Origin of the sequence: Pseudomonas phytophila (genome assembly GCF_025643095.1) — a bacterium.
In the GTDB taxonomy this organism is placed as follows: Bacteria; Pseudomonadota; Gammaproteobacteria; order Pseudomonadales; family Pseudomonadaceae; genus Aquipseudomonas; species Aquipseudomonas quasicaspiana.
On the sequence record NZ_CP081201.1, the window covers coordinates 2743145 to 2766294 of the forward strand.

Annotated in this window: 23 protein-coding genes; 13 read left to right on the forward strand and 10 right to left on the reverse strand. The window is 57.7% G+C overall.

The window, feature by feature from the left end:
- The first annotated feature begins 7 nt into the window (after positions 1 to 7).
- Both K3169_RS12280 and K3169_RS12285 read left to right on the forward strand, forming a co-directional pair.
- A complete protein-coding gene (locus K3169_RS12280) occupies positions 8 to 772 on the forward strand; it encodes a CHAD domain-containing protein (protein ID WP_263271723.1) in 765 nt (254 codons plus the stop codon).
- Positions 773 to 1245: 473 nt separating this feature from the next.
- Entirely contained in the window at positions 1246 to 2040 is a 795-nt protein-coding gene (locus tag K3169_RS12285; protein ID WP_263271724.1) for an acyl-CoA thioesterase, read from the forward strand.
- Between the two features lie 8 nt (positions 2041 to 2048).
- On the opposite strand, the gene K3169_RS12290 is transcribed toward K3169_RS12285, so the two are convergent.
- The 3 genes from K3169_RS12290 to K3169_RS12300 form a co-directional block, all read right to left on the reverse strand.
- Positions 2049 to 2273: a hypothetical protein gene (locus tag K3169_RS12290; RefSeq protein WP_122704689.1), complete on the reverse strand. Its 225-nt coding sequence runs from the start codon at positions 2271 to 2273 to the stop codon at positions 2049 to 2051.
- A 357-nt stretch (positions 2274 to 2630) separates the two neighbouring features.
- A complete protein-coding gene (locus K3169_RS12295) occupies positions 2631 to 4112 on the reverse strand; it encodes a methyl-accepting chemotaxis protein (protein WP_231678054.1) in 1482 nt (493 codons plus the stop codon).
- Between the two features lie 92 nt (positions 4113 to 4204).
- Complete coding sequence (locus tag K3169_RS12300) at positions 4205 to 5026, reverse strand: TatD family hydrolase (protein WP_231678055.1); 822 nt, start codon at positions 5024 to 5026, stop codon at positions 4205 to 4207.
- Between the two features lie 190 nt (positions 5027 to 5216).
- On the opposite strand from K3169_RS12300, the gene K3169_RS12305 reads away from it, so the two are divergent.
- The 3 genes from K3169_RS12305 (at position 5217) to K3169_RS12315 (ending at position 7756) form a co-directional block, all read left to right on the forward strand.
- Complete coding sequence (locus K3169_RS12305) at positions 5217 to 6641, forward strand: transglycosylase SLT domain-containing protein (RefSeq protein ID WP_263271728.1); 1425 nt, start codon at positions 5217 to 5219, stop codon at positions 6639 to 6641.
- A gap of 97 nt (positions 6642 to 6738) precedes the next feature.
- Positions 6739 to 7173 (forward strand): DoxX family protein, encoded by a 435-nt coding sequence (locus tag K3169_RS12310; protein WP_027901753.1) that lies wholly within the window; start codon positions 6739 to 6741, stop codon positions 7171 to 7173.
- Positions 7174 to 7453: 280 nt separating this feature from the next.
- Positions 7454 to 7756 (forward strand): class I SAM-dependent methyltransferase, encoded by a 303-nt coding sequence (locus tag K3169_RS12315; protein ID WP_263271729.1) that lies wholly within the window; start codon positions 7454 to 7456, stop codon positions 7754 to 7756.
- 468 nt (positions 7757 to 8224) lie between these two features.
- Here K3169_RS12315 and greB read toward each other — a convergent pair whose 3' ends face one another.
- Genes greB through K3169_RS12330 form a run of 3 tightly spaced genes read right to left on the reverse strand, consistent with a single transcriptional unit; the run spans position 8225 to position 11949 of the window.
- Positions 8225 to 8722 (reverse strand): transcription elongation factor GreB, encoded by a 498-nt coding sequence (gene greB / locus K3169_RS12320; RefSeq protein WP_263271730.1) that lies wholly within the window; start codon positions 8720 to 8722, stop codon positions 8225 to 8227.
- Positions 8723 to 8758: 36 nt separating this feature from the next.
- Positions 8759 to 11266 (reverse strand): ABC transporter permease, encoded by a 2508-nt coding sequence (locus K3169_RS12325; protein WP_263271732.1) that lies wholly within the window; start codon positions 11264 to 11266, stop codon positions 8759 to 8761.
- The gene (locus tag K3169_RS12330; protein ID WP_027901749.1) at positions 11266 to 11949 is read right to left on the reverse strand and encodes an ABC transporter ATP-binding protein; all 684 of its coding nucleotides are present in this window, start codon (positions 11947 to 11949) and stop codon (positions 11266 to 11268) included. Before K3169_RS12330 ends, K3169_RS12325 begins: the two co-directional genes overlap by 1 nt.
- A 10-nt stretch (positions 11950 to 11959) precedes the next feature.
- Here K3169_RS12330 and K3169_RS12335 point away from each other — a divergent pair, with 10 nt between their 5' ends.
- From K3169_RS12335 to K3169_RS12345, 3 genes are all read left to right on the forward strand, one after another.
- Positions 11960 to 12565, forward strand: a complete 606-nt coding sequence (locus tag K3169_RS12335) for an arylesterase (protein WP_263271734.1) — start codon at positions 11960 to 11962, stop codon at positions 12563 to 12565.
- Positions 12566 to 12621: 56 nt separating this feature from the next.
- On the forward strand, positions 12622 to 12915 hold the full coding sequence (locus K3169_RS12340; protein ID WP_027901747.1) for a hypothetical protein: 294 nt from the start codon (positions 12622 to 12624) through the stop codon (positions 12913 to 12915).
- Positions 12916 to 12998: 83 nt separating this feature from the next.
- A complete protein-coding gene (locus K3169_RS12345; protein WP_027901746.1) occupies positions 12999 to 13967 on the forward strand; it encodes a L,D-transpeptidase family protein in 969 nt (322 codons plus the stop codon).
- An 877-nt stretch (positions 13968 to 14844) separates the two neighbouring features.
- Here the strand turns inward: K3169_RS12345 and K3169_RS12350 are convergent.
- Positions 14845 to 15096 carry an Lpp/OprI family alanine-zipper lipoprotein gene (locus K3169_RS12350; protein WP_027902232.1) on the reverse strand — a complete coding sequence of 84 codons (252 nt, stop codon included), beginning with the start codon at positions 15094 to 15096 and terminating at the stop codon, positions 14845 to 14847.
- Between the two features lie 566 nt (positions 15097 to 15662).
- Here K3169_RS12350 and K3169_RS12355 point away from each other — a divergent pair.
- Positions 15663 to 15944, forward strand: a complete 282-nt coding sequence (locus K3169_RS12355) for a GNAT family N-acetyltransferase (protein ID WP_027902233.1) — start codon at positions 15663 to 15665, stop codon at positions 15942 to 15944.
- 96 nt (positions 15945 to 16040) lie between these two features.
- Here K3169_RS12355 and K3169_RS12360 read toward each other — a convergent pair whose 3' ends face one another.
- Positions 16041 to 17117: a 3-deoxy-7-phosphoheptulonate synthase gene (locus K3169_RS12360; protein ID WP_027902234.1), complete on the reverse strand. Its 1077-nt coding sequence runs from the start codon at positions 17115 to 17117 to the stop codon at positions 16041 to 16043.
- Between the two features lie 243 nt (positions 17118 to 17360).
- On the opposite strand from K3169_RS12360, the gene K3169_RS12365 reads away from it, so the two are divergent.
- The 4 genes from K3169_RS12365 (at position 17361) to cysB (ending at position 20424) form a co-directional block, all read left to right on the forward strand.
- Positions 17361 to 17699, forward strand: a complete 339-nt coding sequence (locus K3169_RS12365; protein ID WP_049827144.1) for a thioredoxin family protein — start codon at positions 17361 to 17363, stop codon at positions 17697 to 17699.
- A 23-nt stretch (positions 17700 to 17722) separates the two neighbouring features.
- Positions 17723 to 18688, forward strand: coding sequence for a putative 2-dehydropantoate 2-reductase (locus K3169_RS12370; RefSeq protein ID WP_231677698.1), 966 nt, complete (start codon positions 17723 to 17725; stop codon positions 18686 to 18688).
- A 127-nt stretch (positions 18689 to 18815) separates the two neighbouring features.
- The gene (locus K3169_RS12375) at positions 18816 to 19328 is read left to right on the forward strand and encodes a universal stress protein (protein ID WP_027902237.1); all 513 of its coding nucleotides are present in this window, start codon (positions 18816 to 18818) and stop codon (positions 19326 to 19328) included.
- A gap of 121 nt (positions 19329 to 19449) precedes the next feature.
- Positions 19450 to 20424, forward strand: coding sequence for an HTH-type transcriptional regulator CysB (gene cysB, locus K3169_RS12380; protein WP_087265080.1), 975 nt, complete (start codon positions 19450 to 19452; stop codon positions 20422 to 20424).
- Between the two features lie 293 nt (positions 20425 to 20717).
- Here the strand turns inward: cysB and K3169_RS12385 are convergent, their stop codons facing one another.
- Together K3169_RS12385 and pabB are read right to left on the reverse strand one after the other, a co-directional pair.
- Positions 20718 to 21452 carry a phosphoadenylyl-sulfate reductase gene (locus K3169_RS12385; protein ID WP_027902239.1) on the reverse strand — a complete coding sequence of 245 codons (735 nt, stop codon included), beginning with the start codon at positions 21450 to 21452 and terminating at the stop codon, positions 20718 to 20720.
- A 230-nt stretch (positions 21453 to 21682) separates the two neighbouring features.
- The gene (pabB, locus tag K3169_RS12390; protein ID WP_255882043.1) at positions 21683 to 23035 is read right to left on the reverse strand and encodes an aminodeoxychorismate synthase component I; all 1353 of its coding nucleotides are present in this window, start codon (positions 23033 to 23035) and stop codon (positions 21683 to 21685) included.
- Positions 23036 to 23150: the final 115 nt, after the last annotated feature.

Consider the following 23150-nt stretch of genomic DNA (forward strand, 5'->3'; position numbering starts at 1 on the left):
TGAGTTCATGTCATCGATGGTTGACCACCTGGTCGCACAAGTCTTGGGCCTGCACATCAAGTTGCTGGCTTGTCAGGCGCGCCTTGCCGCATCCACCGACCCCGAGGCGTTGCACGACCTGCGCACTACGGTCCGGCGTCTGCGCAGCGTGTTGCGTCCTCTTCGCGGCGTATCAGGTGTCGAGCAGCTGGAAGCGGCAGCCAAGGCGGTAGGGGAATTGACCACGCCGCTGCGGGACATGGAAGTACTTGCCGCACACTTGGCCGAGCAAGGCCTGGCCGAGGCTGCGTCGGTGCGCATCAATAAGGTGAGCAAGGCTTACGGGCAGGTTGCGACATCGGCTGAGCTCGCTCGACTGTTCAGCACCCTGGACCAGTTTCCGGGATTTTTGCGGGTGCAACAACGCCAGCAATTGCTGCGAGGCCTGCGCAAGACCATCGAGAAAGGCATGGACAAGCAGTGGAAAAAACTTCGCGAAGCCATCGCCGATCCGGCTCATGACCGGCATCGTCTGCGCTTGTTGATCAAACGCGTGCGCTACGCCGCGGACGCTTATCCCGAGTTGAGTCATCAGCCAAAGAAAATGCAATCGCGTCTGAAGGCCGCTCAAGGTGCGCTGGGCGATTGGCATGATCATCTGCAATGGTTGGCTCAGGCCGGGCAGGAGCGCGATCTGGCACCTTGCATCGCCGCCTGGCAAACCGGCATCGTACGTGCCGAGAAGAAGGCTGACGTTGCGCTGCTGCGCTTGAGCAAGACCTGCTTCGGTTGAAATCGCTTTAGAGTATTGGCTGCCGTTAAACACATTCCAACTGTCTGATTTGGAATGCTTTGCTAACTGTAGGAGCGCGCTTGCCCGCGATTGCGTCGGCATAGGCAATATATTAATCGGCTGACGGACCCAATCGCGGGCAAGCGCGCTCCTACACAGACTGTGTGAAAACTACTGCGCTCGGCAATACTGCGTTAAAAACAGGCGAAAAATGCTCATTTAGAACACCTAGACTCCGCTTTTTCGCCTGTTTTTGCCTTGTCTTGCCGTCGCTCGCTACGTTTTCACACAGTCTGTACAGGTGCGTTAGTCGCCAGAGACTGTGCGGCCCTTGAGCGACTGGTCAGCGTTGATCCGGCCGCAAATATGGCCAATATGACGTATACGCTATCCATGATGGCTGGTTAAGATCAACACCTGTTTGCTGACTCGCCACCGCGCGGGTTTTTTATTACCGGTACTACGGGGTATACATGAAGTTTTCCGAGCTGATCGACGCGGTGCAGCGTAACCCGCTGGCCGTGACTATCCCGGCTGAATGGGCGCAAGGCCGCGCCAGTTTTGGTGGTTTGATGGCAGCGCTGCAATATGAAGCGATGCGCGCCAAAGTGCCTGAGGGAAGGCCGGTGCGCTCACTGGCGATCACCTTTGTCGGCCCGGCCGAGCCTGGCGTCCCGATTGCTTTCGAAGTAGAGGTATTGCGCGAGGGCAAAGCCGTCAGCCAGTTGCTGGGGCGAGCCACGCAAAATGGTCAGGTGATGACGCTGATTCAGGGCAGCTTCGGTGCGTCCCGTGAGTCGGTGATTTCGGTCAAGGCTGATCCCGCGCCAACGCTCAAGCCGCTGGAAGCGTGTCCGCAATTGCCCTTCGTCAGCGGCATGATGCCCGAGTACCTGCGCTTTATGGAGCTGCGTTGGGCGTTGGGCGGTTTGCCCTTCAGCAACACGCCTTCCCCGGCCATTGGCGGTTATGTGCGGTTTCGCGATATCGAAGAAGGGCCTTCCAGCGAAGCCCACATGTTGGCGCTGGTCGACGCCTGGCCACCGGCGCTGTTGCCTCACCTGAGCAAACCCGCGCCGGGCAGTTCACTGACCTGGACTATCGAGTTTGTCCAGCCCATGTCTGTGTTGAGCACTCATGACTGGTGTTCTTACAAAGCGGTAATCGAGCATGCTCGCGATGGTTACGGACACACCGCCGCGATGCTCTGGTCGCCGACGGGGGAGCTGATTGCGATCAGTCGGCAGACGGTGACGGTGTTTGGATGAGCCCGTTGTCACGCCGCTAGCGATTGCCCGTGACGCTCAATGCCCAACGCGGCGATCATCCCGATGATGCCAACGGCCAACGAGATAACGCTCATGGAAAATATCCCGTCCACAATCAGCAGAGTGGCCAGAAGTAATAACGGTACGGCGATCAGATGCTGGGTCGAGCGCTTATGATTTTTCGCGTCACCGCGCCATTGCCCTATATGGAGATTGAGTAAGCGCTTGGCCATGACTGCATTCCTCTACAAACATTGTGAATGCCTGAAGAGTAGGCCTGACTCGCAGTGGCGGCGAATCAAGTCTGACTATCGGTGTGATAGGCGCTAAATTATTAAGTTTCAAAACTCCATTTTTGGATTGGAATGCGATCCGCATGTGGGAGATTCCATCTTTGCCTGCAAGCGCTGATCCCGGTGGGACCGAATTCATTCGGGAAGGCGGCATTCCTGACGGCACGGATACATCGAATGTACCGTCCCCTTCGCGAATGAATTCGCACGGATTCGCGTTTGCAGGCCAACATAGAATCTCCCACAGAATCTGGTATGGCACAGGACCTGGGCAAATGAAGGGGCAGCGAGTCCGCTTCAAAGCTTAAGCTGCCCAATCGCTTTGCTCAGCTCACCCGCCAGGGTCGCAAGCTCGTCGCTGGTACTCGCCGAGTCCACCGTCTGATTGACGGTGCGCTCGGTCACGTCGCGTATGCTGACCACGGCGCGGTTCATTTCCTCGGCGACCTGGCTTTGTTGCTGTGCGGCCACGGCAATCTGGGTGTTGCTTTCGCGCATTTGCGCCACCGCATCGGCAATGGCCGCCAGCGCTTCGCCTGCCTCGTGTGCTTGCTGCACGCACTCGTCAGCCTTGAACGAGCTGTCCTGCATAAAGTCGACGGCATCCCGCGTGCCGGATTGCAACGCTGAAACCATCGTGGTGATTTCATCTGTCGAGACTTGTACGCGTTTCGCCAGGTTGCGGACTTCATCGGCGACCACCGCAAAGCCGCGGCCCATTTCGCCTGCTCGTGCCGCTTCGATCGCCGCGTTCAAGGCCAGCAGGTTGGTTTGCTCGGCGATGCTATGAATCACGCTAACCACGCCGTTGATCTTCTGACTGTCTTCGGCCAGACGCTGAATCATCCCGGCGGTCTGCTGCACGCCACTCGACAAACCGGCAATCGAGGTCTGGACCCGATCAACGACAGCCTTGCCACTGCCCGCCAGAGTATCGGCGGTCCGGGATTGATCCCGTGTGGTGCTGGCGTGCTGGGCGATATGGAAAACCGTCGCAGACATCTCGTTGATGGCGGTGGCAACCTGATCGGTCTCACTTTGCTGGCCAAGCATGCCATGGCGCACGTCGTTCATGCCTGTCGCCAGATGCACTGCGCCCTGATCCAGGCGCGCAGCAGTCTGCGAGACGGTAGTGACGACCCGCTGATAGCCAGCCTGCATGGCGTTGAATGCCTTGGCCATCTGACCCACTTCATCCTCGCCGGTCAGCGGCACGCGGGCAGACAGGTCGCCGCTTTTTTCCACGTGCAGCATGACGTCCTTGAGCGTGTTGAGCTGGCTCAGCAGGAAGCGGATCAGCAATTGCGAAGCGCCGAGCATGGCGAGCATCAGTACCAACACGGCAATGGCGTAGTTAGCGAAGCGCTGCTCCAGCACTTGCATCAGGCTTGGGGCAAACGCCAGTACCGCAATGCGCTGCCCGTCAGGCCGTGACACGATCTGAGCACCTGTCAGGAGGTGTTCGCCCGTTAACGATTGTGAGCCGAGTTCCACCCATTCTGTGGCAGCACTTAACTCAGGCAGAGGTTGTCCCTTGAATTCGGGTGTTTGCCCGGCAGTGAAAACCAGCAGCTCTGGCTGGCTCGGCAGCGCCTGGGATGCAGGCCAGGCAGTGAGCAGTCTTGCCTGCGCCTGAGCTGATTCTCGAGCGTCATCAATGCGAGCCTGTTGCTCCAGTTGCAGGGCGTAAATAACCAGCATCAACGTGGTGAAAAAGGCCACAGCGTTGACGGCCCAGAATTTGTACTTCAGGGAAAGGTTGCTAATCCAGGTGCCCATGGGAGGTCTTCTTTGGTTAGTCAGGAGGAGATATGCAGCAAGGTGCCATCATCATCTCCCACTGAACAAAGCGTTCCTTGACCTGGATCAACCTAATCCTGAGCGGCGACAGGTATTTGAGGTAATGCGAAAAATTCCCGGGCGGTAGCGCTGCTGTGGCTGGCCAGATCCTCTAGGGTTTCACCGCGATGCTGCGCCACTTCGCGCAATACTTCCGGCAAAAAGCCGGGTTCGTTGCGGCCGTTCTTCGGCTTGGGCCGCAGGGTGCGTGGCAGCAGATACGGCGCATCGCTTTCCAGCATCAATCGGCCTCGGGGAATATCTCGGACCAGGGGATGCAGGTGGCCGCCGCGGCGCTCGTCGCAGATCCAGCCGGTGATGCCGATGTGCAGGTCCATATCCAGATAGCTGTAGAGCGCACGCTGTTCGCCGGTGAAACAATGCACCACGGCGGCAGGCAGACGATCACGGTAATCGCGGAGGATTTCCAGCAAGCGTTGATTGGCATCGCGCTCGTGGAGGAACACTGGCATTTGCAGCTCCACGGCCATTGCCAGATGCGCTTCCAGGACCTTTTCCTGTTGCGGGCGAGGGGAGAAGTCGCGATTGAAATCCAGCCCGCATTCGCCAACGGCCCGCACACGGTCTTCCTGAAGCAGGGCGCGCAGCTGGCGCTCGCTGTCGGCGTTCCAGTCAACCGCCGAGTGAGGGTGAATCCCTGCGGTGCTGAACAGTCGCAAAGCGCTTTCGTCGAGCTCATGGCAAAGCTTCAAGGCCTGCTCGCTGCCCTCGACGCTGGTACCCGTGAGCAGTAACTGACAGACGCCCGCAGCGTATGCGCGATCAAGCACCGCTTGTCGTTGCGAGTCGAAGCTGGCGTTTGTCAGATTGACGCCGATGTCGATGAGTTGCATGGTGCTACCTCAGGCCGGAGACCGCTGAGGATATCAGAGCTACGGCTTCAATAATAAAAGGTAATACAATCAGTATCTTGAGAGAGACTTCTGATTGTCTTTCGCAATACTCAGATGATCCTCGTGTCATCGCACAAGCTTTACCCACTTCTTTTTCATGTTTTGCGAACGGCATTTCCCTGGAGAGTTAATGATCCGAGCTTCCCTTTACCTGATGGTTTCTGTGTCGCTGCTGCTGCCATTTTCGGTCAGTGCCCGTCAGGCCGGGCCGCAGGTAGCCGAGCACAAAACCGTTGTGCGCGATCTGCCGACGATTCGCAGCAGCAAGGTATTGCGCGTGCTGGTCAATCAGAGCCGCAATAGCTCGGGGGATGCCAAGGGAGAGGAAATCGGCGTCGAATACCACCGACTGCAAGCCTTCGAAAAATACCTCAATAGCCACTCCCGTGATGGTCAGCAAGTCACCTTCAAAATCATGCCCAAAGCCAAAAACCAGTTACTCATCGCGCTGCAGCGTGGTGAAGGTGATCTGGTTGCTCCCGGCGAGCTACTCGATACCCGGGAAGCCAGAGGCATTCAGGCCAGTGAGCCGATCATCCGTCATGTGCCGTTGGTTCTGGTGGGTGTCAGGGGCGCGCGCAGTTTCAAACACATCGAACAGCTATCCGGGCGAACCCTGAGTTTGTCGGCGGGCAGTGCTGCCGATGAGGCCGTGCATCTGCTGAATCAGCGACTGGCCCTGCGCAAGCTGGCCCCGGTGAAAATCGAGTGGGTCGATCCCAGTCTGGCGGTGGAGGACGTACTGGAAATGGTTCAGGCCGGTATCTTCCACCTCACCGTGGTCGAGCAGCCCATCGCTGAGCGATGGGCCAAAGTCATGCCCAAATTGCGTGTGGATCGCTCGCTGACGTTGAGCACCAACAGCGACATGAACTGGTTTGTGCGCCAGGACGCTACGATGCTGCGAGCCACCATCGATGGCTTTCTCAAGACCTACAAGCCGCCAGCCAATCAGGACATTGCGTTCCAGAAGGCCTATAAAAATCTCTATAAAGTCCACAATCCGTTGGCCCGGGCTGATCGTCAGCGCCTTGAGGAGCTGCGTCCGACCTTGCAACGCCATGCAGATGCGCAGGGTATGGATTGGTTGAATCTGGCTGCACTGGCCTTCAAGGAGTCAGGGCTTGAGCCACAGGCCCAGGGCAGCGGTGGGGCTACCGGTCTGTTGCAGATCACGCCCTCCGCAGCGAAGCGGGTCGGCGTAGGCAACATCCAGTCTACCGACAGCAATGTGCAGGCCGGGGCTAAGTATCTGGCTCTGATCCGGCGCAAGTTCTTCGGCAGTTCCAGATTCAACGAGCGGGAACGCATGGCGTTCACCCTGGCGGCCTACAACCTCGGCCCCGAGCGGGTGCAAGGCATGCGCAAGGAGGCCAAGCGACGAGGGCTCAACCCTGATCAGTGGTTCTTTCAGACTGAGCGGGTCGCCATGGATCAGGCCGGCATGGGCGTGGTGAGTTATGTCAACAGCGTCAACAAGTACTACCTCGCGTTTGATCGTGAGCGGGATTCGCTGGAACGATCGCCGTCCGGCAAAGCGGTAGTCAGGAAGTGATCGAAAAAATAGATAGTGATGCCGAGTTTTTTGCGATTGTTAGATTGGCTGATCCGATTAATATGGCGCCATCAACTTCATTCACGGAATGCACCACATGAACACTCGGATCAAATCGCTTCTCACCACCCGCGCTGGCTACGGCCTGACTGTTGTGCGCATCCTGGTCGGCATCATCTTCGTTGCCCATGGTAGCCAGAAACTGTTTGGCGCTTTTGGCGGCTACGGTCTTGAAGGCACCGGCCAGTACATGGCGAGCCTGGGTCTGACACCGGGTTATCTGATGGCGCTGCTGTCCGGTAGCGCAGAGTTCTTCGGTGGTCTGGGTCTGGTAGTGGGTTTGCTGGCCCGTCCTGCGGCACTGGTACTTGCAGCGACACTGGTTGTGGCAATCTTCTCGGTCCATATCCACAACGGCTTGTTCATGGCCAACAACGGTTACGAGTTCGCGCTGGCCCTGCTGGGCGGTGTGGTGGCGGTGTTGATTGAAGGGGCGGGCAAGCTGTCTATTGATCGCGCCATCGGTAACTGATCTACATTACTGATAGATGTGATGCTTCAAAGACCCGCCTCGTGCGGGTCTTTTTATTTGGGGGCGAATCAGAAGTGCGCTACTGACAATTGACAATCAGCGGGTGGCTTATCTACGATGCTGCCCATGCGCCGATTTACACAACTACTTGCGGGGCGCCAGATTAGCATGAAGCTTGTCGATAGAAGTCCTCAGGGGCTTCGAAATACCGCTAAAGCGTTGGTTCGGTGTTGCCTCTCACCGCTGCCCAGCGGAGCATTTGAGGCTGAGACAAAACATCATGAGCCATCCCGTCGTTCGTATTTCCCCGATCGCCACCCAGTTTTCCCGTCGCAACCCGAAAATCCTGCTCTGCGGTTCACACCAGCCTACCTTGCTGCGCTTTCTGGACGGTCGTCCACGTCGCAACGGCGGGCCTCACGCATTCCTGATCCAGTTTGTCGATCCGCAACAATCACTGGCCAGCTTCAAGGATGACCAGTTCGATCTGGCAGTGGTTCAGGCGCCGTCTGCCGAGCGTGTGGAGGAAGTGGTGCGCGATTTGACGCGGGTTGCCCGGCAGGGCTTGATTACTCGGTGTTGAGGGCTTCTAGCCCAAGGGAATGTCCGATTTCCTGGCGCTCATAAAAAACACTGCATACACGTGCTGGAATGCCATTTGTGTGGGAGTCGCCCCGGTGTCCCTGACACCACGCTGTCGCGCAGCAAACACGGATCCTGTAGGAGTGACCGGGGTGGCGATCCACATTGCTCGCGATTCGGTCTGTCAGTCGATGAATATATTGCCTGTGCTGACGCGATCGCGGGCAAGCGCGCTCCTACAGATGAAAAAGTACTCCAAATCAAATAGTTGTAGTTTGTTTGATAGGAGCAGGGCTTGCCCGCGATGCATGAGATGCAGCCATAAGGCACACCGAGTTATCGTTTATCGCGGGCAAGCCCTGCTCCCACATAGACCGCGCCGCCCGGCCAGTCCATTAAGATCAAGCCTTTCAGGCAAACATAGAATTCCCACAGGGCCAGTGTCCGCCCTTGCACATGCAGCGCAGTGTCAGAGGTAATCAATCGCCACGATATAGCAGAGCTGTTCGCCGGTGGGGGTGTGAACTTTCACTTCAGCATCCATTGCTTTGCCGATCAGGGCACGGGCCAGTGGCGAGTCGATGCTGATCAGGTTCAGCTTCAGGTCCAGTTCGTCAGGGCCGACGATCCGGTAGCGTGACTCTTTGCCGTCTTCATCCTCAATGGTCACCCAGGCGCCGAAGTAGACCTTGTTGACGTCGCTGGGGTGTGCGTCGACGACTTTCAGACTTTCCAGCCTTTTGGTAAGAAAGCGCACGCGACTGTCGATTTCACGCAGCATCTTTTTACCGTAGGTGTATTCGGCGTTCTCTGAACGATCCCCCTGGGCCGCTGCTTCGCTCACCGACTGCGTCACTTGCGGGCGGCGGACGTGCCAAAGCTCATGGAGTTCGGCTCGCATCCGCGCTTCACCCTCAGGGGTGATCAGCGCGGTGCCAGCGGTGCGGGGAGGGCGGTAGCGGCTCATGGATTGTCGTTATAGGGAACAAGGGCGCGAAGTCTATCAGCCATCGCGCAGTACCGTCAGCGGGCTCACATTCAACGCCCGACGAGTACCGAATACCCCTGCGCCACCCACCAGCAAAGCGCCGATTACAGGCAACAGCAGCAGCCAGGCATGAGGCGCCCAGTCAAGGTTGAAGGCGTAGTGGTACAAGGCGAACGTCACCAGCTCGCAACCCAGTGCAGCCAGCAGGCCGCTCACGGCCCCCAGCAGGCCGAACTCGATGCGTCGCGCCTTGACCAGTAATGCCCGCTCCGCACCTAAAGCCCGCACGAGTGCGCCTTGGCGAATACGCTCATCCAGAGTCGCTTGAAGGCCGGAAAACAGCACGGCAATACCCGCCGCCAGAACGAACAGCAGCACGAACTGCACGGCTAGCGTCACCTGATCCAAAATGCTGCGTACCTGCTCCAATAGTGCCTCAACGCCCAGAATGCTGATGGCCGGGAAAGTGCGCGACAGCTCGACGATCTGCTTGTCGTTGCCCGCAGGCAGATAGAAGCTGGTCATGTAGGTGGTGGGCAGATCCTGCAGAGTGCCGGGCTGGAAGATGATGAAGAAGTTCGGCTGGAAGGTGTCCCAGTTAACGTCCCGCAGGCTGGTAACCACTGCATCACGGCTCATTCCGCCGATCATGAAGTTCAGACGGTCGCCCAGTTTGATCTGCAGGCTCTCAGCCAGCTTGGCTTCTACCGACACCCCGGGAGTTGCACTGGTTTCGCCGTTGGCTGACCACCAGTTGCCTGCGGTCAGAGTGTTGCCTTCCGGCATATTTGCCGACCAGGTCAGGTTCAGGTCGCGGCGTGTAGCGTTTTCCCCGCGTGAGTCCTTGGTCACGAAGTCGCTCACCGGCTTGTCGTTGATGTTTAACAGGCGACCGGGTACCACGGGATAGAGCGGGGCCGCGTGAGGCGACAGTTTGCTGATCTGCTGGCTGAAGGCGTCTTTCTGATCCGGCAGCACGTTGAGCACGAAGTAGTTCGGCGCGTCTTTGGGCAACTGGTTTTGCCAAGTGTCCAGCAGTTCGCCACGCAGTAACGCGATCAAACCCATGGACAACAGAATCAAGCCGAATGCCAGCGATTGCCCGGCAGCAGCCATGGGATATCGCAGCAGTTGACCCAGGCCCAGGCGCCACGGCAGCGAAGCGCGGGCCAGCAGGCGACGCAGGCTTTTCAGGGCCAGCAACAGCAAGCCGCCAAGCACCACAGCAGCAATCACACCACCGCCGAGCAAGGCAAAAGTCAGTACCAGATCCAGGCTCAACCGCCACATGATCAAACCCAGAGCGAGCAGGGCGGCGCCGTACACCAGCCATGAGCTGGCCGGGATCGGCAGCATGTCACGGCGCAGTACACGAAGCGGTGGTACTCGCCCCAAGGCTGCAAGCGGTGGCAGGGCAAACCCGGCCAGAGCAACCAGCCCGGTGCCGATACCCGCCAGAGCAGGCATCACGCCACCGGGAGGTACTGTTGCGGGCAGAAGATTATGCAGCAGAGCGAACAGTGCCAGTTGCGCCAGCCAGCCGAGCAATGCGCCGCTCAATGCGGCAAGCAGGCCGAGCATGGCCAGTTGCAGGCTGAACAGCACAAGCGCTTCATTCCGGGAGAGGCCAAGGCAGCGCATCAGTGCGCTGGCGTCGAATCGGCGCACGGCAAAGCGTGCAGCGGATAATGCAACGGCTACACCGGCAAGCAGCACCGCAACCAGACTGGCCATATTCAGATATCGTTCGGCCTTGCCCAGCGCGCCACCGATCTGTTGACTACCGTCGCGGGCGTCCTTGATTTCCTGGTGTGGCTCCATGCCCGGCTCGATGGCCTTGCGATAGGCGGCCAACGCTTCAGGCGGGCCGGTCCACATGTCCCGATAACTGACGCGGCTGCCCGGCTGGACGACGCCGGTGGCTTGCAGATCGGCCATGTTGATCATGACGCGAGGTGTCAGACTGTAAAAGTTACCGGCGCGATCAGGCTCATACGTCAGAACCCGGGTCAGCTTGAGCGTTTTGGAACCCACATCAATATCGTCGCCAACTTTCAGATCCACAGCCGGGAGCAATCGCGACTCAGCCCAGGCTTCACCGGGTCTCGGGCCGCGGCTGACTTCTTCAGGCTGATAAAGGTCGGCAGCGCTTTTCAGTTCACCGCGTAGCGGGTAGACGCCGTCGACGGCTTTAATGCTCGAAAGCTGAATCCCGGCATCGGTGGCGATCACCGTGGAAAACACGACGATTTGTGCATGCTTGAGCTGGAGTGCTTCGCCCGCCTGAATTTGCTCAGGCCTGGCCGGGCTTGAACCTTCTACGACCAGATCGGCACCGAGAAACTCGGTGGCGCGCAACAGCATCGCGCCGTTGAGGCGGGCACCGAAATAACCGATGGCGGTGCTGGCAGCTACGGCGACCAGCAAGGCAAAGAACAGGACTCGCAGTTCACCGGCGCGGGCGTCGCGCAGCAGTTGGCGAGTGGCGAGGGTGAGCAGGCGCGAAAACGGCAGGCGTACCATCAAGGCTCCAACGGGGCGACCAGACGGCCACCTTCAAGACGGATCAAGCGTCGGCAACGATGGGCCAGACGTTCATCGTGTGTGACCAGTACCAGCGTGGTACCGCGTTCCTTGTTCAAATCGAACAGCAGGTCGCTGATACGCTCACCAGTCTGGCTGTCCAGGTTGCCTGTGGGTTCGTCGGCAAACAGCACGGACGGATCTGCCGCGAATGCGCGGGCAATGGCAACCCGTTGTTGCTCACCTCCCGACAGTTGGCGTGGCGTGTGGGTCAGGCGTTTGCCCAGCCCGACGCGCTCAAGCAGAACTCTGGCCTGCTCGCGCGCATCTTTGCGACCTTCCAGCTCCATGGGCAGCATGACGTTTTCCAGTGCATTGAGGCTGTCGAGCAACTGGAATGACTGGAATACAAAACCCACGTGTTCGGCTCTGACCCTGGCGCGCTGGTCTTCGTCCAGCTCACTCAAGTTGCGGCCTGCGAGGATCACTGCACCCGAGCTAGGCAAATCGAGACCGGCCAGCAGGCCGAGCAGCGTCGATTTACCAGAACCTGACGCGCCAACGATGGCCAGACTGTCGCCCTTGTTTAGTTCCAGAGAGAGTTCGTGCAGGATGGTCAGGTCACCTTCGGTGCTGGGGACCACTTTGTTGAGGCTCAGAGCACTGAGAATACTTTCACTCATGGAGAATCCGATGCGTGCGTGGTTTTTAAGTGCTGGCCTGGTTTTGCTGTTGCTGTCACAAGCCGCAGCGGCGGGCACAGTATTGATCGTTGGAGATAGTATCAGCGCGGCTTTCGGCCTGGATACCCGCATTGGCTGGGTTGCCTTGCTTGAGCAGCGCATGAAGCAGGAGGGTTTCACCGATAAAGTGATCAACGCCTCTATCAGCGGCGATACCAGTGCCGGAGGTCGAGCGCGGCTGCCTGCGCTGCTTGCAGAGCATAAGCCTCAACTGGTGATCCTCGAACTGGGGGGTAATGACGGCTTGCGGGGTCAGCAGCCAACTCAATTGCAACAAAACCTTGCATCAATGATTGATAGCTCGCGGGACGCTGGCGCCAAGGTGCTTTTGCTGGGCATGCAGATTCCGCCGAACTACGGGCCGCGTTACACCAACGCTTTTAAAGAGGTCTACACCAATCTGGCCGCCGAGAAAAAAGTGCCGTTGGTGCCATTCTTTCTTGAGGGCGTGGGCGGTGTTCCCGAACTGATGCAGGCGGATGGCTTGCATCCGGCGGCCAATGCTCAGCAAAAGTTGCTGGAAAATGTCTGGCCTACGCTAAAACCGCTGCTTTGAGGCTTTTCTAGCTGGGGGCTTTCGGCTAAGGTGGCGCCCCCAATCTGGAGCCCTCCATGCCACGTCCCGCCTGGTCCCTGTATGCCTATCAAATGATCGAGCCTGATGAGCAGCTCGATCTGTTCGCGTGTCAGGAAGTCAAAGTGCATCTGGTGGCCCGTCAGCTGGAGCTTGGCGGGACTGTCGACCGAACGCTGTGTGGCACTTTGTTGCCCGCACAACCGCGTTGGTCGGTGGTGGCGAGAGAGGTTTTTCGTGACGAGCGGTTGTGCTCGCTGTGCCGCGCTATCGTCGAAGCACAGAAGAGCGGCAACCGCCCGATCTGGCCTGAGTTACGCTTCATGGAGTAAATTGCCGAATGACTCCCGGTCCGTCAGGTCTGGGTGTACAATTCGCCACTTACCACCCGCCGTATTGCCCAAGGATTCCCCGGATGTTGTCGCGCATTCCAGCCGTTACCCGCTGCCTGTCGCTTGCTGCACTGTGTGCGGCGGGCTCTGTTTCCGCTTTGGAATTCCCTCTGCCGCCGCCGGGTGAAGATATCGTTGGCCAGGTGCAGACCGTTACGGCCCGATACGAAGACACCTTCGCCGATCTGGGTACGAAGTACGATCTGGGTTATCTGGAAATGATCGCCGCCAACCCGGGTGTTGACCCTTGGTTGCCGGGCGCTGGTACTCAGATCGTCTTGCCGACCCGTTTCATACTGCCAGCCGGTCCACGCGAAGGTATCGTGATCAACCTTTCCGAGTACCGGATGTATTACTACCCGAAAGGGCAGAATGTGGTTCACACCTACCCGCTGGGTATCGGCCGGGAAGGGTGGGGCTCGCCAATTGGTGTCACCAAGGTGATCGCCAAGACGCCAAATCCGACCTGGACTCCACCTGCGTCGATCCGTGCCGAGCATGCTGCTGATGGTGATCCACTGCCAAGCGTGGTGCCTGCTGGTCCGGATAATCCTCTTGGTCCGTTCAAGTTTGGTCTCGGGATGTCCGGTTACCTGATTCACGGTTCGAACAAGAAGTTCGGTATTGGTATGCGCACCAGTCACGGTTGCTTCCGTATGTATAACAACAACGTGCTGGAGTTGGCCGATATGGCTCCGGTGGGTACTACGGTACGTATCATTGCCGAGCCGTACAAGTTTGGTTTGAGCGGTGGCAAGGTTTATCTGGAGGCGCATACGCCGGTGGATGACAACGGCAATCCTTCAGTGGTCGATAAGCACACGGCGGTGATCAATGCGTTGCTAAAGCGCGAAGACCTGGCTAATAACCTGCGCATGAATTGGGATCTGGTTCGTGATGTGGTTGCGGCTGAGGATGGTATGCCGGTCGAAATCGCGGTGCCGGGTGCTGCGGTGGCTGCTAGTGTTCAGGATTCGGTTCCGTTGCAGTGATTCTTCTTTTATGTGGTTGTCTTGAGTACATATCCGTTGTTGGGGGTATTGCTGATATTGGTTGCGCTTTTACAGCGCCTCACTTTTGAGAAGCGCAAAAGTAAGCAAAACGCTCTTGCCCCACCACTGGGTGCCTCGCTGTCGCTCGGCATACCCGTAATCCGACATTGCTGCGTAGGGCCGCCGCCACCGGCCATCCATGGCCTGAGGCGGCTAAACCGGCATCCCTGCCGGTTTGCCCCACGCAGCAATATCGAATTCCGGCCGGCGTGGTTTGACAGGGCGCCTAAGATCAAAATCAAAAGCAGATCAAAAGCAGAACGAAAACGGCGATAGTGCCTCGGACCGGTAGGAGCGAACTTGTTCGCGAGACGTCAGCAAAGCCAACAAAGGTCTCGTCTGACACACCGCATCGCAGCCTTCGGCAGCTCCTACAGAATGTCGGCAAACCCAAGAAAACAGGTCGGCTGTCAGGCCGCCGCGCTTTTGATGTTGATCTGAGGCGCCCCGTTAAACCACGCTGGCCGAACGCGGATTCTGAAGCGTGGGCAACCCGGCAGGACGCCGGGTTAGCCGCATTGGGCCATGGATGGCCCGTTGCGGCGGCCCACGGTTCAGGATCTGCGGGCGGGCATCCCGAGCCTAGGCGAGGGACCGAGTGGTGGGGCAAGAGCGTTTTGCTTACTTTTGTCTGGGCCGGCTTCCGGATGTTCAAAAGTGAGGCGCTGTAAAAGCGCAACCAATATCAGCCGTTACCCAATAACGGATATGCTCACACAATCCACCAACCACAAACCACAATCAAAAAACAGCCAATAAAAAAGCCGACCCGGATAACCAGATCGGCTTTCTTGCAACAACAATCCCGAAGGGATTATTACTTGCGGCTAGCCTTGTCCAACATACGCAGAGCGCGCTCGTTGGCTTCGTCAGCAGTTTGCTGAGCTTTCTGAGCAGCAGCCAGAGCTTCGTCAGCTTTGCGATAAGCTTCGTCAGCGCGAGCTTGCGAACGAGCAGCTGCGTCTTCGGTAGCGGTCAGGCGAGCTTCGGTTTCTTTGGATACGCTGCTGCAACCGGTAGCCAGAACTGCTGCCAGAGCCAGAGCAGAGAATTTCAGAGCGTTGTTCATTGTGTTCCCCTTCAAGGAATTTTTTCAAATTAGTCATCTCTCGAAAATGAGAAAATGACCGGCGTACATAGTACCCACTGTTTGTAGTAAGTAAACTGACGAAGCGCAAGAAGCCCGAGATTTTCTCTGCTTTGAAAGTGTTCCGCCTTACTTCTCATGTGTTTTGTATAAAAAATATCCAGCCGCTGCACGCGTACACGTAACCCTATGCCCATGGGCTTCAGAGTCGCAGTCCAGCACTCCTGAGTACCGCAGGTATATGAGGAACATGTATCTGTTTAGCTCATGTCGAGGTGACTTTCAATTCACCCCGGCGTCTCAATCGACAAGCTCCGGCAATGTTCAGTTCAACGCTTCGCTCAATCAGATATTCGGTCGCTGCTTTTTGCGGTCGATTCGCTTGAGCATATTCCCCAATGACGCCTACTATTTGCAGGTGCTCTTTTGTTGGGATCAGCAAAGCTCTTCTCGGTGTCCAAAACAGGCACAGGGTGGCGTAGATGTTCCTTCGCCGGAAAAACATCGGTAAGGTAGGGGTCAAATTCCAAGACCCGCGAGGAGTAGTGATGAGCGAGGCGCTGTCCATCCACCATGATGAGACCGGTCACCAGTTTGAAATCAACATCGACGGTCACCGTGCCTACCTGACCTATATGGACCTGGGTAAGCAGACTCTGGATATCTATCGGACCTTCGTCCCCAATGCCCTGCGTGGTCGAGGCATTGCTGCTGCACTGACCGAACAGGCGCTCGATTACGCCGACAGCATCGGGTATACGGTCATTCCGTCATGCTCTTATGTAGAGCGCTACATGGAGCGCAATCAGCGTCAGGCGGCAAAGATCTGAGTCAGGGTTCAGTCGGTATCGCCGACAGTTGTTGTAACCCGATAGCACCATGAAAAACGCCGAGCATATGCTCGGCGTTTTCGTTTCTGCTGCTTATCAGCCGCGTTGGCGTTTCGGCAGTACGTCCTTGAGCTTGGCATGCATGCTGCGCAAGGTTTTTTCGGTGCTTTCCCAGTCGATGCAGGCATCGGTCACGGATACGCCGTATTGCAGCTCGGACAAATCCTTGGGAATCGCCTGACAGCCCCAGTTCAGATGACTTTCGACCATCAGGCCGATGATCGACTGGTTGCCTTCCAGAATCTGGTTGGCAACGTTTTCCATGACCAGCGGTTGCAGGGCAGGATCTTTGTTGGAGTTGGCGTGGCTGCAATCCACCATGATGTTCGGTTTGATCTTCGCCTTGTTCAGCGCCTGCTCACACAGCGCAACGCTCACCGAATCATAGTTGGGTTTGCCGTTGCCGCCGCGCAATACCACGTGACCATAGGCATTGCCTTTGGTGGTCACGATGGACACGCCACCTTCCTGGTTGATCCCCAGGAAACGGTGCGGGCTGGAAACCGATTGCAGGGCATTGATTGCGACGGTCAGGCCGCCGTCGGTGCCATTCTTGAAGCCCACTGCCGAGGAAAGGCCAGAGGCCATTTCCCGGTGAGTCTGGGATTCGGTGGTCCGTGCGCCGATGGCCGACCAGCTGATCAGGTCCTGCAGGTACTGCGGGGAGATCGGGTCAAGGGCTTCGGTGGCTGTCGGCAGGCCCATTTCGGCCAGGTCCAGCAGCAATTGACGGCCGATATGGAGACCGTCCTGAATCTTGAATGAGTCGTCCAGGTACGGATCGTTGATCAGACCTTTCCAGCCCACGGTGGTGCGCGGCTTCTCGAAGTAGACGCGCATCACCAGATACAGCGTGTCGGAAACCTCTGCGGCCAGTGCCTTGAGGCGTTCGGCGTATTCGTGTGCTGCCTTGATGTCATGAATCGAGCACGGCCCGATCACGATGAACAGGCGGTGATCCTTGCCATCGAGAATATCGCGGACTACTTCGCGGCCCTTGCTCACTGTTTTCAGTGCGGCGGCGGTCAGCGGGATTTCGCGCTTGAGCTGATCCGGTGTGATCAGTGTCTCGTTGGAGGAAACGTTGAGGTCGTCAATCGGTAAATCAGCCATCGTGCTACTCATCAGGTCGCGTATGCCGGCCGCCAACGAACCCCGTGGGGCGAAGCCAGGCATGATTGAGCGAAACGGGGGACCGAACCTTAGCGCGTTAGGCCTTGCCGATACAATGGGCAAACGCCGCTTTATCGAGCCCTGGAGGTGGTTTTTAGTCAGTTTGGCCAGCCGGGCGTGGAATGCCACTATTTGCACCGCATCGGGCAGGCAAGGATAGTGTCCATCTTGATCCGGGAGGCTATGTTGAATCAGCTAGAACTCAGCGACTTTGATGTCGACCAGCAATTACTGCAGTTACCTGGCACTTCGTTGCTGATATTCACCAGCGTCGGTTGCGCGAGTTGTCGTTATGCCCGGCAGCAGTTACCGACTCTGGATCTTGCTCTGGAGCGAATATGCTGGATCGACGCGGCCGAAAGCGGCGGGGCGGTCACGCGTTATGAAGTGTTTCATTTGCCCGCGTTATTCGTCATTCGTGACGGGCAATTTTATGGGGCATTGCGTGCGTCATTGACCGAGGCCAGCCTGCGCCAGGCAATAGTGGAAGCCTTGGCGCGGCAGCCTGATGAATTGCCCTGAACGGTTTTGAACAGGAGAGTCATATGAGTCATGAGCTGAAGCGGCCACGGATCGGCATTATCGGCACGGGTGCTATCGGAGGCTTTTACGGTGTCATGCTGGCAAAGGCAGGGTTCGATGTGCACTTTCTGCTGCGCAGTGAATTCGATGCGGTGGTGCGGGATGGGCTGTGTGTAAAGAGCGCAGTGCATGGAGAGCTGGTGCTCAATCCGGTTCAGGCCTATTCCTCTGCAGCTGATATGCCGCCATGCGATTGGTTGCTGATCGGCGCCAAATCCACCAGCAATGCGGCGCTGACACCCGCGATCCTTCAGGCTGCCGCCCCGGGAGCCAGGGTGCTGGTCCTGCAGAATGGTCTCGCGGTGGAAGACAGCCTGCGAGCCGGGCTTCCTGATTCGCTGCACCTGCTGGGCGGTTTGTGTTTCATCTGTGTACATCGCTCTGGCCCTGGCAAGGTGGTTCATCAGGCGCTGGGTGGCGTCAATCTGGGGTATCACAGCGGGCCGGCTGCCGACGCGGCCGCTCGCCAGGCCATCGTCGAGCAAGGTGCGGGGTTGTTTCATGCAGCGGGTCTGGATTCCCAGGCCATGGTCAATCTTCAGCAGGCGCGCTGGCAGAAGCTGGTCTGGAATATTCCGTACAACGGTTTATCCGCGTTGTTGCAGGCCGGGACTGAAGCACTGATGACGGACTCGCATACCCGGGCGTTGATCCTGACATTAATGGATGAGGTCGTGCGGGGGGCCGAGGCCTGCGGTTATGTGTTGCCTGAGGGCTATGCCCATCATCTGTTCGCCATGACCGAGAAGATGCCGGATTATCAACCCAGCATGTATCTGGACTACAAAGAACAACGTCCGCTGGAGCTCGACGCCATCTATATCCAGCCTTTAAGGGCTGCAACGCAGGCGGGATGTGATATGCCGCATGTGCGAATGCTGTACCAGGCGCTTGCGTTTCTCGACGCGCGTAACAACCGGATCACATAGGGCTCGCGGCGTCCGCCGCCAGTGAAGCCTATGACCTAAACGGCTCGCAGGTAATTGCCGCCACACTCCTTGGGGCGCTGCTAAGCTGATTCCATCTCCGCCATTCTGGCTGTCCGGGAGGTCGTACATGATTCGTTCGATGCTTTATGCCACAGACCTCGGTCTGTACGCGCCTTATGTTATGCAGCACGCGCTGGCACTGGCTCGAACATTCAAGGCCGAGCTCTATGTGGTGCATGTGGTGGAGCCCTTCGGGTCGTTTGCCGAATCGGTACTACAGAGCTATCTGGATGAGGACGCGTTGAAGGATCTGCGCAGTCAGGGGTTGAGTTCAGTCATGGAAGGTATTGAGCAGAGAGTGCTTGATGGTTTTCGTGAAGAGTTGGGCGAAGATCATCAGGATCTGGCGCTGATCAGCACCGTGCGGGTGGTTCAGGGTGATCCGTGCGATGTGATTCTGGGACAGGCTGAAGAGCTCAAGGTCGATCTGGTGATCGTCGGCAGCCATTGTCGTGGGGCAGAGCCCACCACGCCGATCGGTCGCACTGCAGCGCGGGTTCTGCAGCTTTCGCAGGTGCCGGTGTATATGGTGCCGGGTTGTACTCAAAGCGTGCGCAGATTGAATGGTCCGGTCGAATAAAATCGAGCGTGCCTTTATCGCGCAAAGGTGATAAAAAGTTCTAGCTTTGTCGTTACTACCATTAATCCAGTTATATACCGTCGCTGATGCCCTTGGCGTCTTCCTGCTTTGAGGGATTCATATGAAGCTTCAACAACTGCGCTACATCTGGGAAGTGGCGCACCACGACCTCAACGTTTCAGCGACGGCTCAGAGTCTGTATACCTCTCAGCCTGGTATCAGCAAGCAGATCCGCTTGCTCGAAGATGAGCTGGGCGTAGAAGTTTTCGCTCGCAGTGGCAAGCATTTGACCCGTGTAACTCCGGCCGGCGAGCGCATTATCACCACCGCAGGCGAGATCCTGCGCAAGGTTGAAAGCATCAAGCAGATTGCCCAGGAATTCTCCAATGAGAAGAAAGGCACGCTGTCCATTGCAACAACTCACACTCAGGCACGTTATGCGCTGCCGCCGGTGATCAGCAATTTCATCAAGCAATACCCGGACGTGTCGCTGCACATGCATCAGGGGTCGCCAATGCAGATCGCGGAAATGGCCGCTGACGGCACCGTCGATTTCGCCATCGCCACTGAGGCGCTGGAGTTGTTCGGTGATCTGGTGATGATGCCTTGCTACCGCTGGAACCGTTGCGTCGTGGTGCCTCATGGTCACCCGCTGACCAAAGTGCCGAAGCTGACCCTTGAAGTGCTGGCTGAGTATCCGATAGTGACGTACGTGTTCGGTTTCACCGGTCGTTCAAAACTGGATGAAGCGTTCAGCCATCGCGGCCTGACGCCAAAGGTGGTGTTCACCGCTGCCGACGCCGACGTGATCAAGACTTACGTACGTCTGGGGCTGGGTGTAGGCATCGTTGCGAAAATGGCGGTCGACACCAAGCTGGACAGCGATCTGGTGATGCTGGATGCCAGCGATCTGTTTGAGTCGAGCGTGACCAAGATCGGTTTCCGTCGCGGCACCTTCCTGCGTGGCTTCATGTGCGACTTCATCGAGAAGTTCGCGCCGCACCTGACCCGCGAAGTCATGGCGAAAGCGATCCAGTGCCACAACAAGCAGGAGCTGGAGGAGCTGTTTGACGGCGTTGAATTGCCGGTGCATTGATCGGTAAGCTTTGAGGGATGAATGATCCTTGTGGGAGCGAATTTATTCGCGAAGACGGTGGCCCCGATGACGGATCTTCATCTGGAGCATTGGCCTCTTCGCGAATGAATTCGCTCCCACACAGACTGTGTGAAAACTACTGCGCTCGGCAATACTGCGTTAAAAACAGGCGAAAAATGCTCATTTAGAACACCTAGACTCCGCTTTTTCGCCTGTTTTTGCCTTGTCTTGCCGTCGCTCGCTACGTTTTCACACAGTCTGCACAGGTTATGTAATTACCCGACGGATTATCGTCACACCTTCGCGATCAGATTCCCCGAGTGCAGCCCGCATTCCTTCTGCGTGGCTTCCTCCCACCACCAGCGACCTTCGCGCTCGTGCTGGTTCGGCAGTACCGGACGCGTGCACGGTTCGCAGCCAATACTGATGAAACCACGCTCGTGCAGGCTGTTGTATGGCAGTTCCAGCATGCGGATATAACCCCAGATTTCTTCACTGCTCATCTGTGCCAACGGGTTGAACTTGTACAGGGTGCGCTCCGGGGTGGAGAACGCGCTGTCGATTTCCAGTGCTGCAACCTGGCTGCGAGTGCCAGGGCTCTGGTCGCGACGTTGACCGGTGGCCCAGGCTTTCACGCCCGACAGTTTGCGGCGCAGTGGTTCGATCTTGCGCACGCCGCAGCATTCGCCGTGACCGTCCCGATAAAAGCTGAACAAGCCTTTCTCTTTGACGAAAGGTTCGAGCTTTTGCTGATCAGGGGTCATGATTTCGATATCGATCTTGTAGTGCTCACGGACCTGTTCGATGAAGCGATAGGTTTCCGGGTGCAGGCGACCGGTGTCCAGGCTGAAGACTTTGACGTTCTTGTTCAGTTTCCAGGCCATGTCCACCAGCACCACATCCTCGGCGCCGCTGAACGAAATCCACAGCTCGTCACCGAAATGCTGGAAGGCCAGTTTGAGGATGTCCTGTGCCGACTTGTTGGCGTAGGTCGCGGCGAGTTCGGCGACATCGAAGGGTGTGCTCATCAGGCGGTTTCCTAAATATGGCGCTTAGGCGCTCGTAATGACGCGAATGTTAACAAAATCTTTCGACGGGTTGGCCGGTTCATCTCGCCGTTTACGGCATCGAACGGAGAATTCATCGTGGCGTCGAATCGCGATTTACACGTGTAGATGCATTTCGTAGGAGCTGCCGAAGGCTGCGAAGCATTCATCCTGACATACCTCCATCGCAGCCTTCGGCAGCTCCTACAGGATTAACGAGGCATCATTTTTTCCAGCGTATCCAGCAAAACCCGGACCTTGGTAAACGACTCCTGATACTCGGCCTCGCAATCGGAATCCGCAACGATTCCGCCACCGGCCCAGCAGGATATCTTGCCGTCCCTTGCCAGCAGACTGCGAATCGCGATGGAGCTGTCCATCTCGCCACGCACGTCGAGATACAGCAATGAACCGCAGTACAGGCCGCGGCGGGTAGGTTCCAGTTCATCAATGATCTGCATGGCGCGAATTTTTGGCGCGCCGGTGATGGAGCCACCAGGAAAGCTGCCTGCGATCAAGTCCAGCGCGTCGTGATGGTCTGCCAGCTCACCCACCACGCTGCTGACCAAGTGGTGCACGTTGGGGTAGCTCTCCAGGCTGAACAGTTCCGGCACTTTCACTGAGCCAATACGGCAGCTGCGCCCCAGATCGTTGCGTAGCAGGTCGACAATCATCAGGTTTTCCGCACGATCCTTGGTGCTGGACAGGAGTTCCTGCGCATAGGCCTGGTCTTCGGCAGTATTTGTGCTCCGGGGGCGGGTGCCTTTAATGGGCCGGGTCTCGACGTGGCCCTGGCTGACCTTGACGAAGCGTTCAGGCGAAAGGCTCAGTACCGCGTCGCCATCTGGCAGTGCCTGATAACCGGAAAACGGGGTAGGGCAGGCCTGCCGCAACGCGCAGTAAGCCGCCCACGGGTCGCCTTCGTAGCGGGCCTGGAAGCGCTGAGTCAGATTCACCTGATAGCAGTCGCCTGCGTGGATGTAGGCCTGGATGCGTTCAAAGGCTTCACGGTAAGCGCTGGCACTGATTGAGGTCTCGAACTGGCCGACGAGGGCGAAGAGGTTCGGCTCGGATGCGTGCTGAGCGCTGAACAGCGCAATCAGCCGTTGTCGCTCGGCGTCTGCAAGCGACGGGTGAAACACCAGTTGGCTGGTCTGCTGTTGATGATCGCTGATCAATGCCCAGGCATAGAGCCCCAGTCGTGCGTCGGGAAGTAGCAGGTCATCAAGCGCAGCGCCGGATTGTGTTTCCAGGCGGCGACCGAAGTCATAACTGAGGTAACCGATCAAACCGCCTGCGAATGGCAACTCACAGTCGGCTGGCAACTGCGCCTGGCCGAGGGCGTTCAAGCCATCACGCAAGCGCTGGAAAAATCCGCTGCCGGTTTCTGCGCTGTCCGGCACGAATGTTTGCACGGGCCAGGCGCTGAGCAGGTCGTAGCGGCCGCGGTCGGCAGTCGGCCTGCCGCTGTCGAGAAGAATGGCGCCCGGGGCGTGAAGGATGCGTTGGAAATAATCCGCTGGGTCGGCGCGATAAGGCAGCGAATAAAGTAAGCAGTCAGGCATTCGAGGGTGTCAGTTCGGAGCGCGGGACGGGGATTGTAGTCCTCCGTCGGGATCGCTCCTAGGGGGGGCGTCGTAATTGGGCTGTTACGAGTGTCGTTACGGAGTGGCTGAGTGC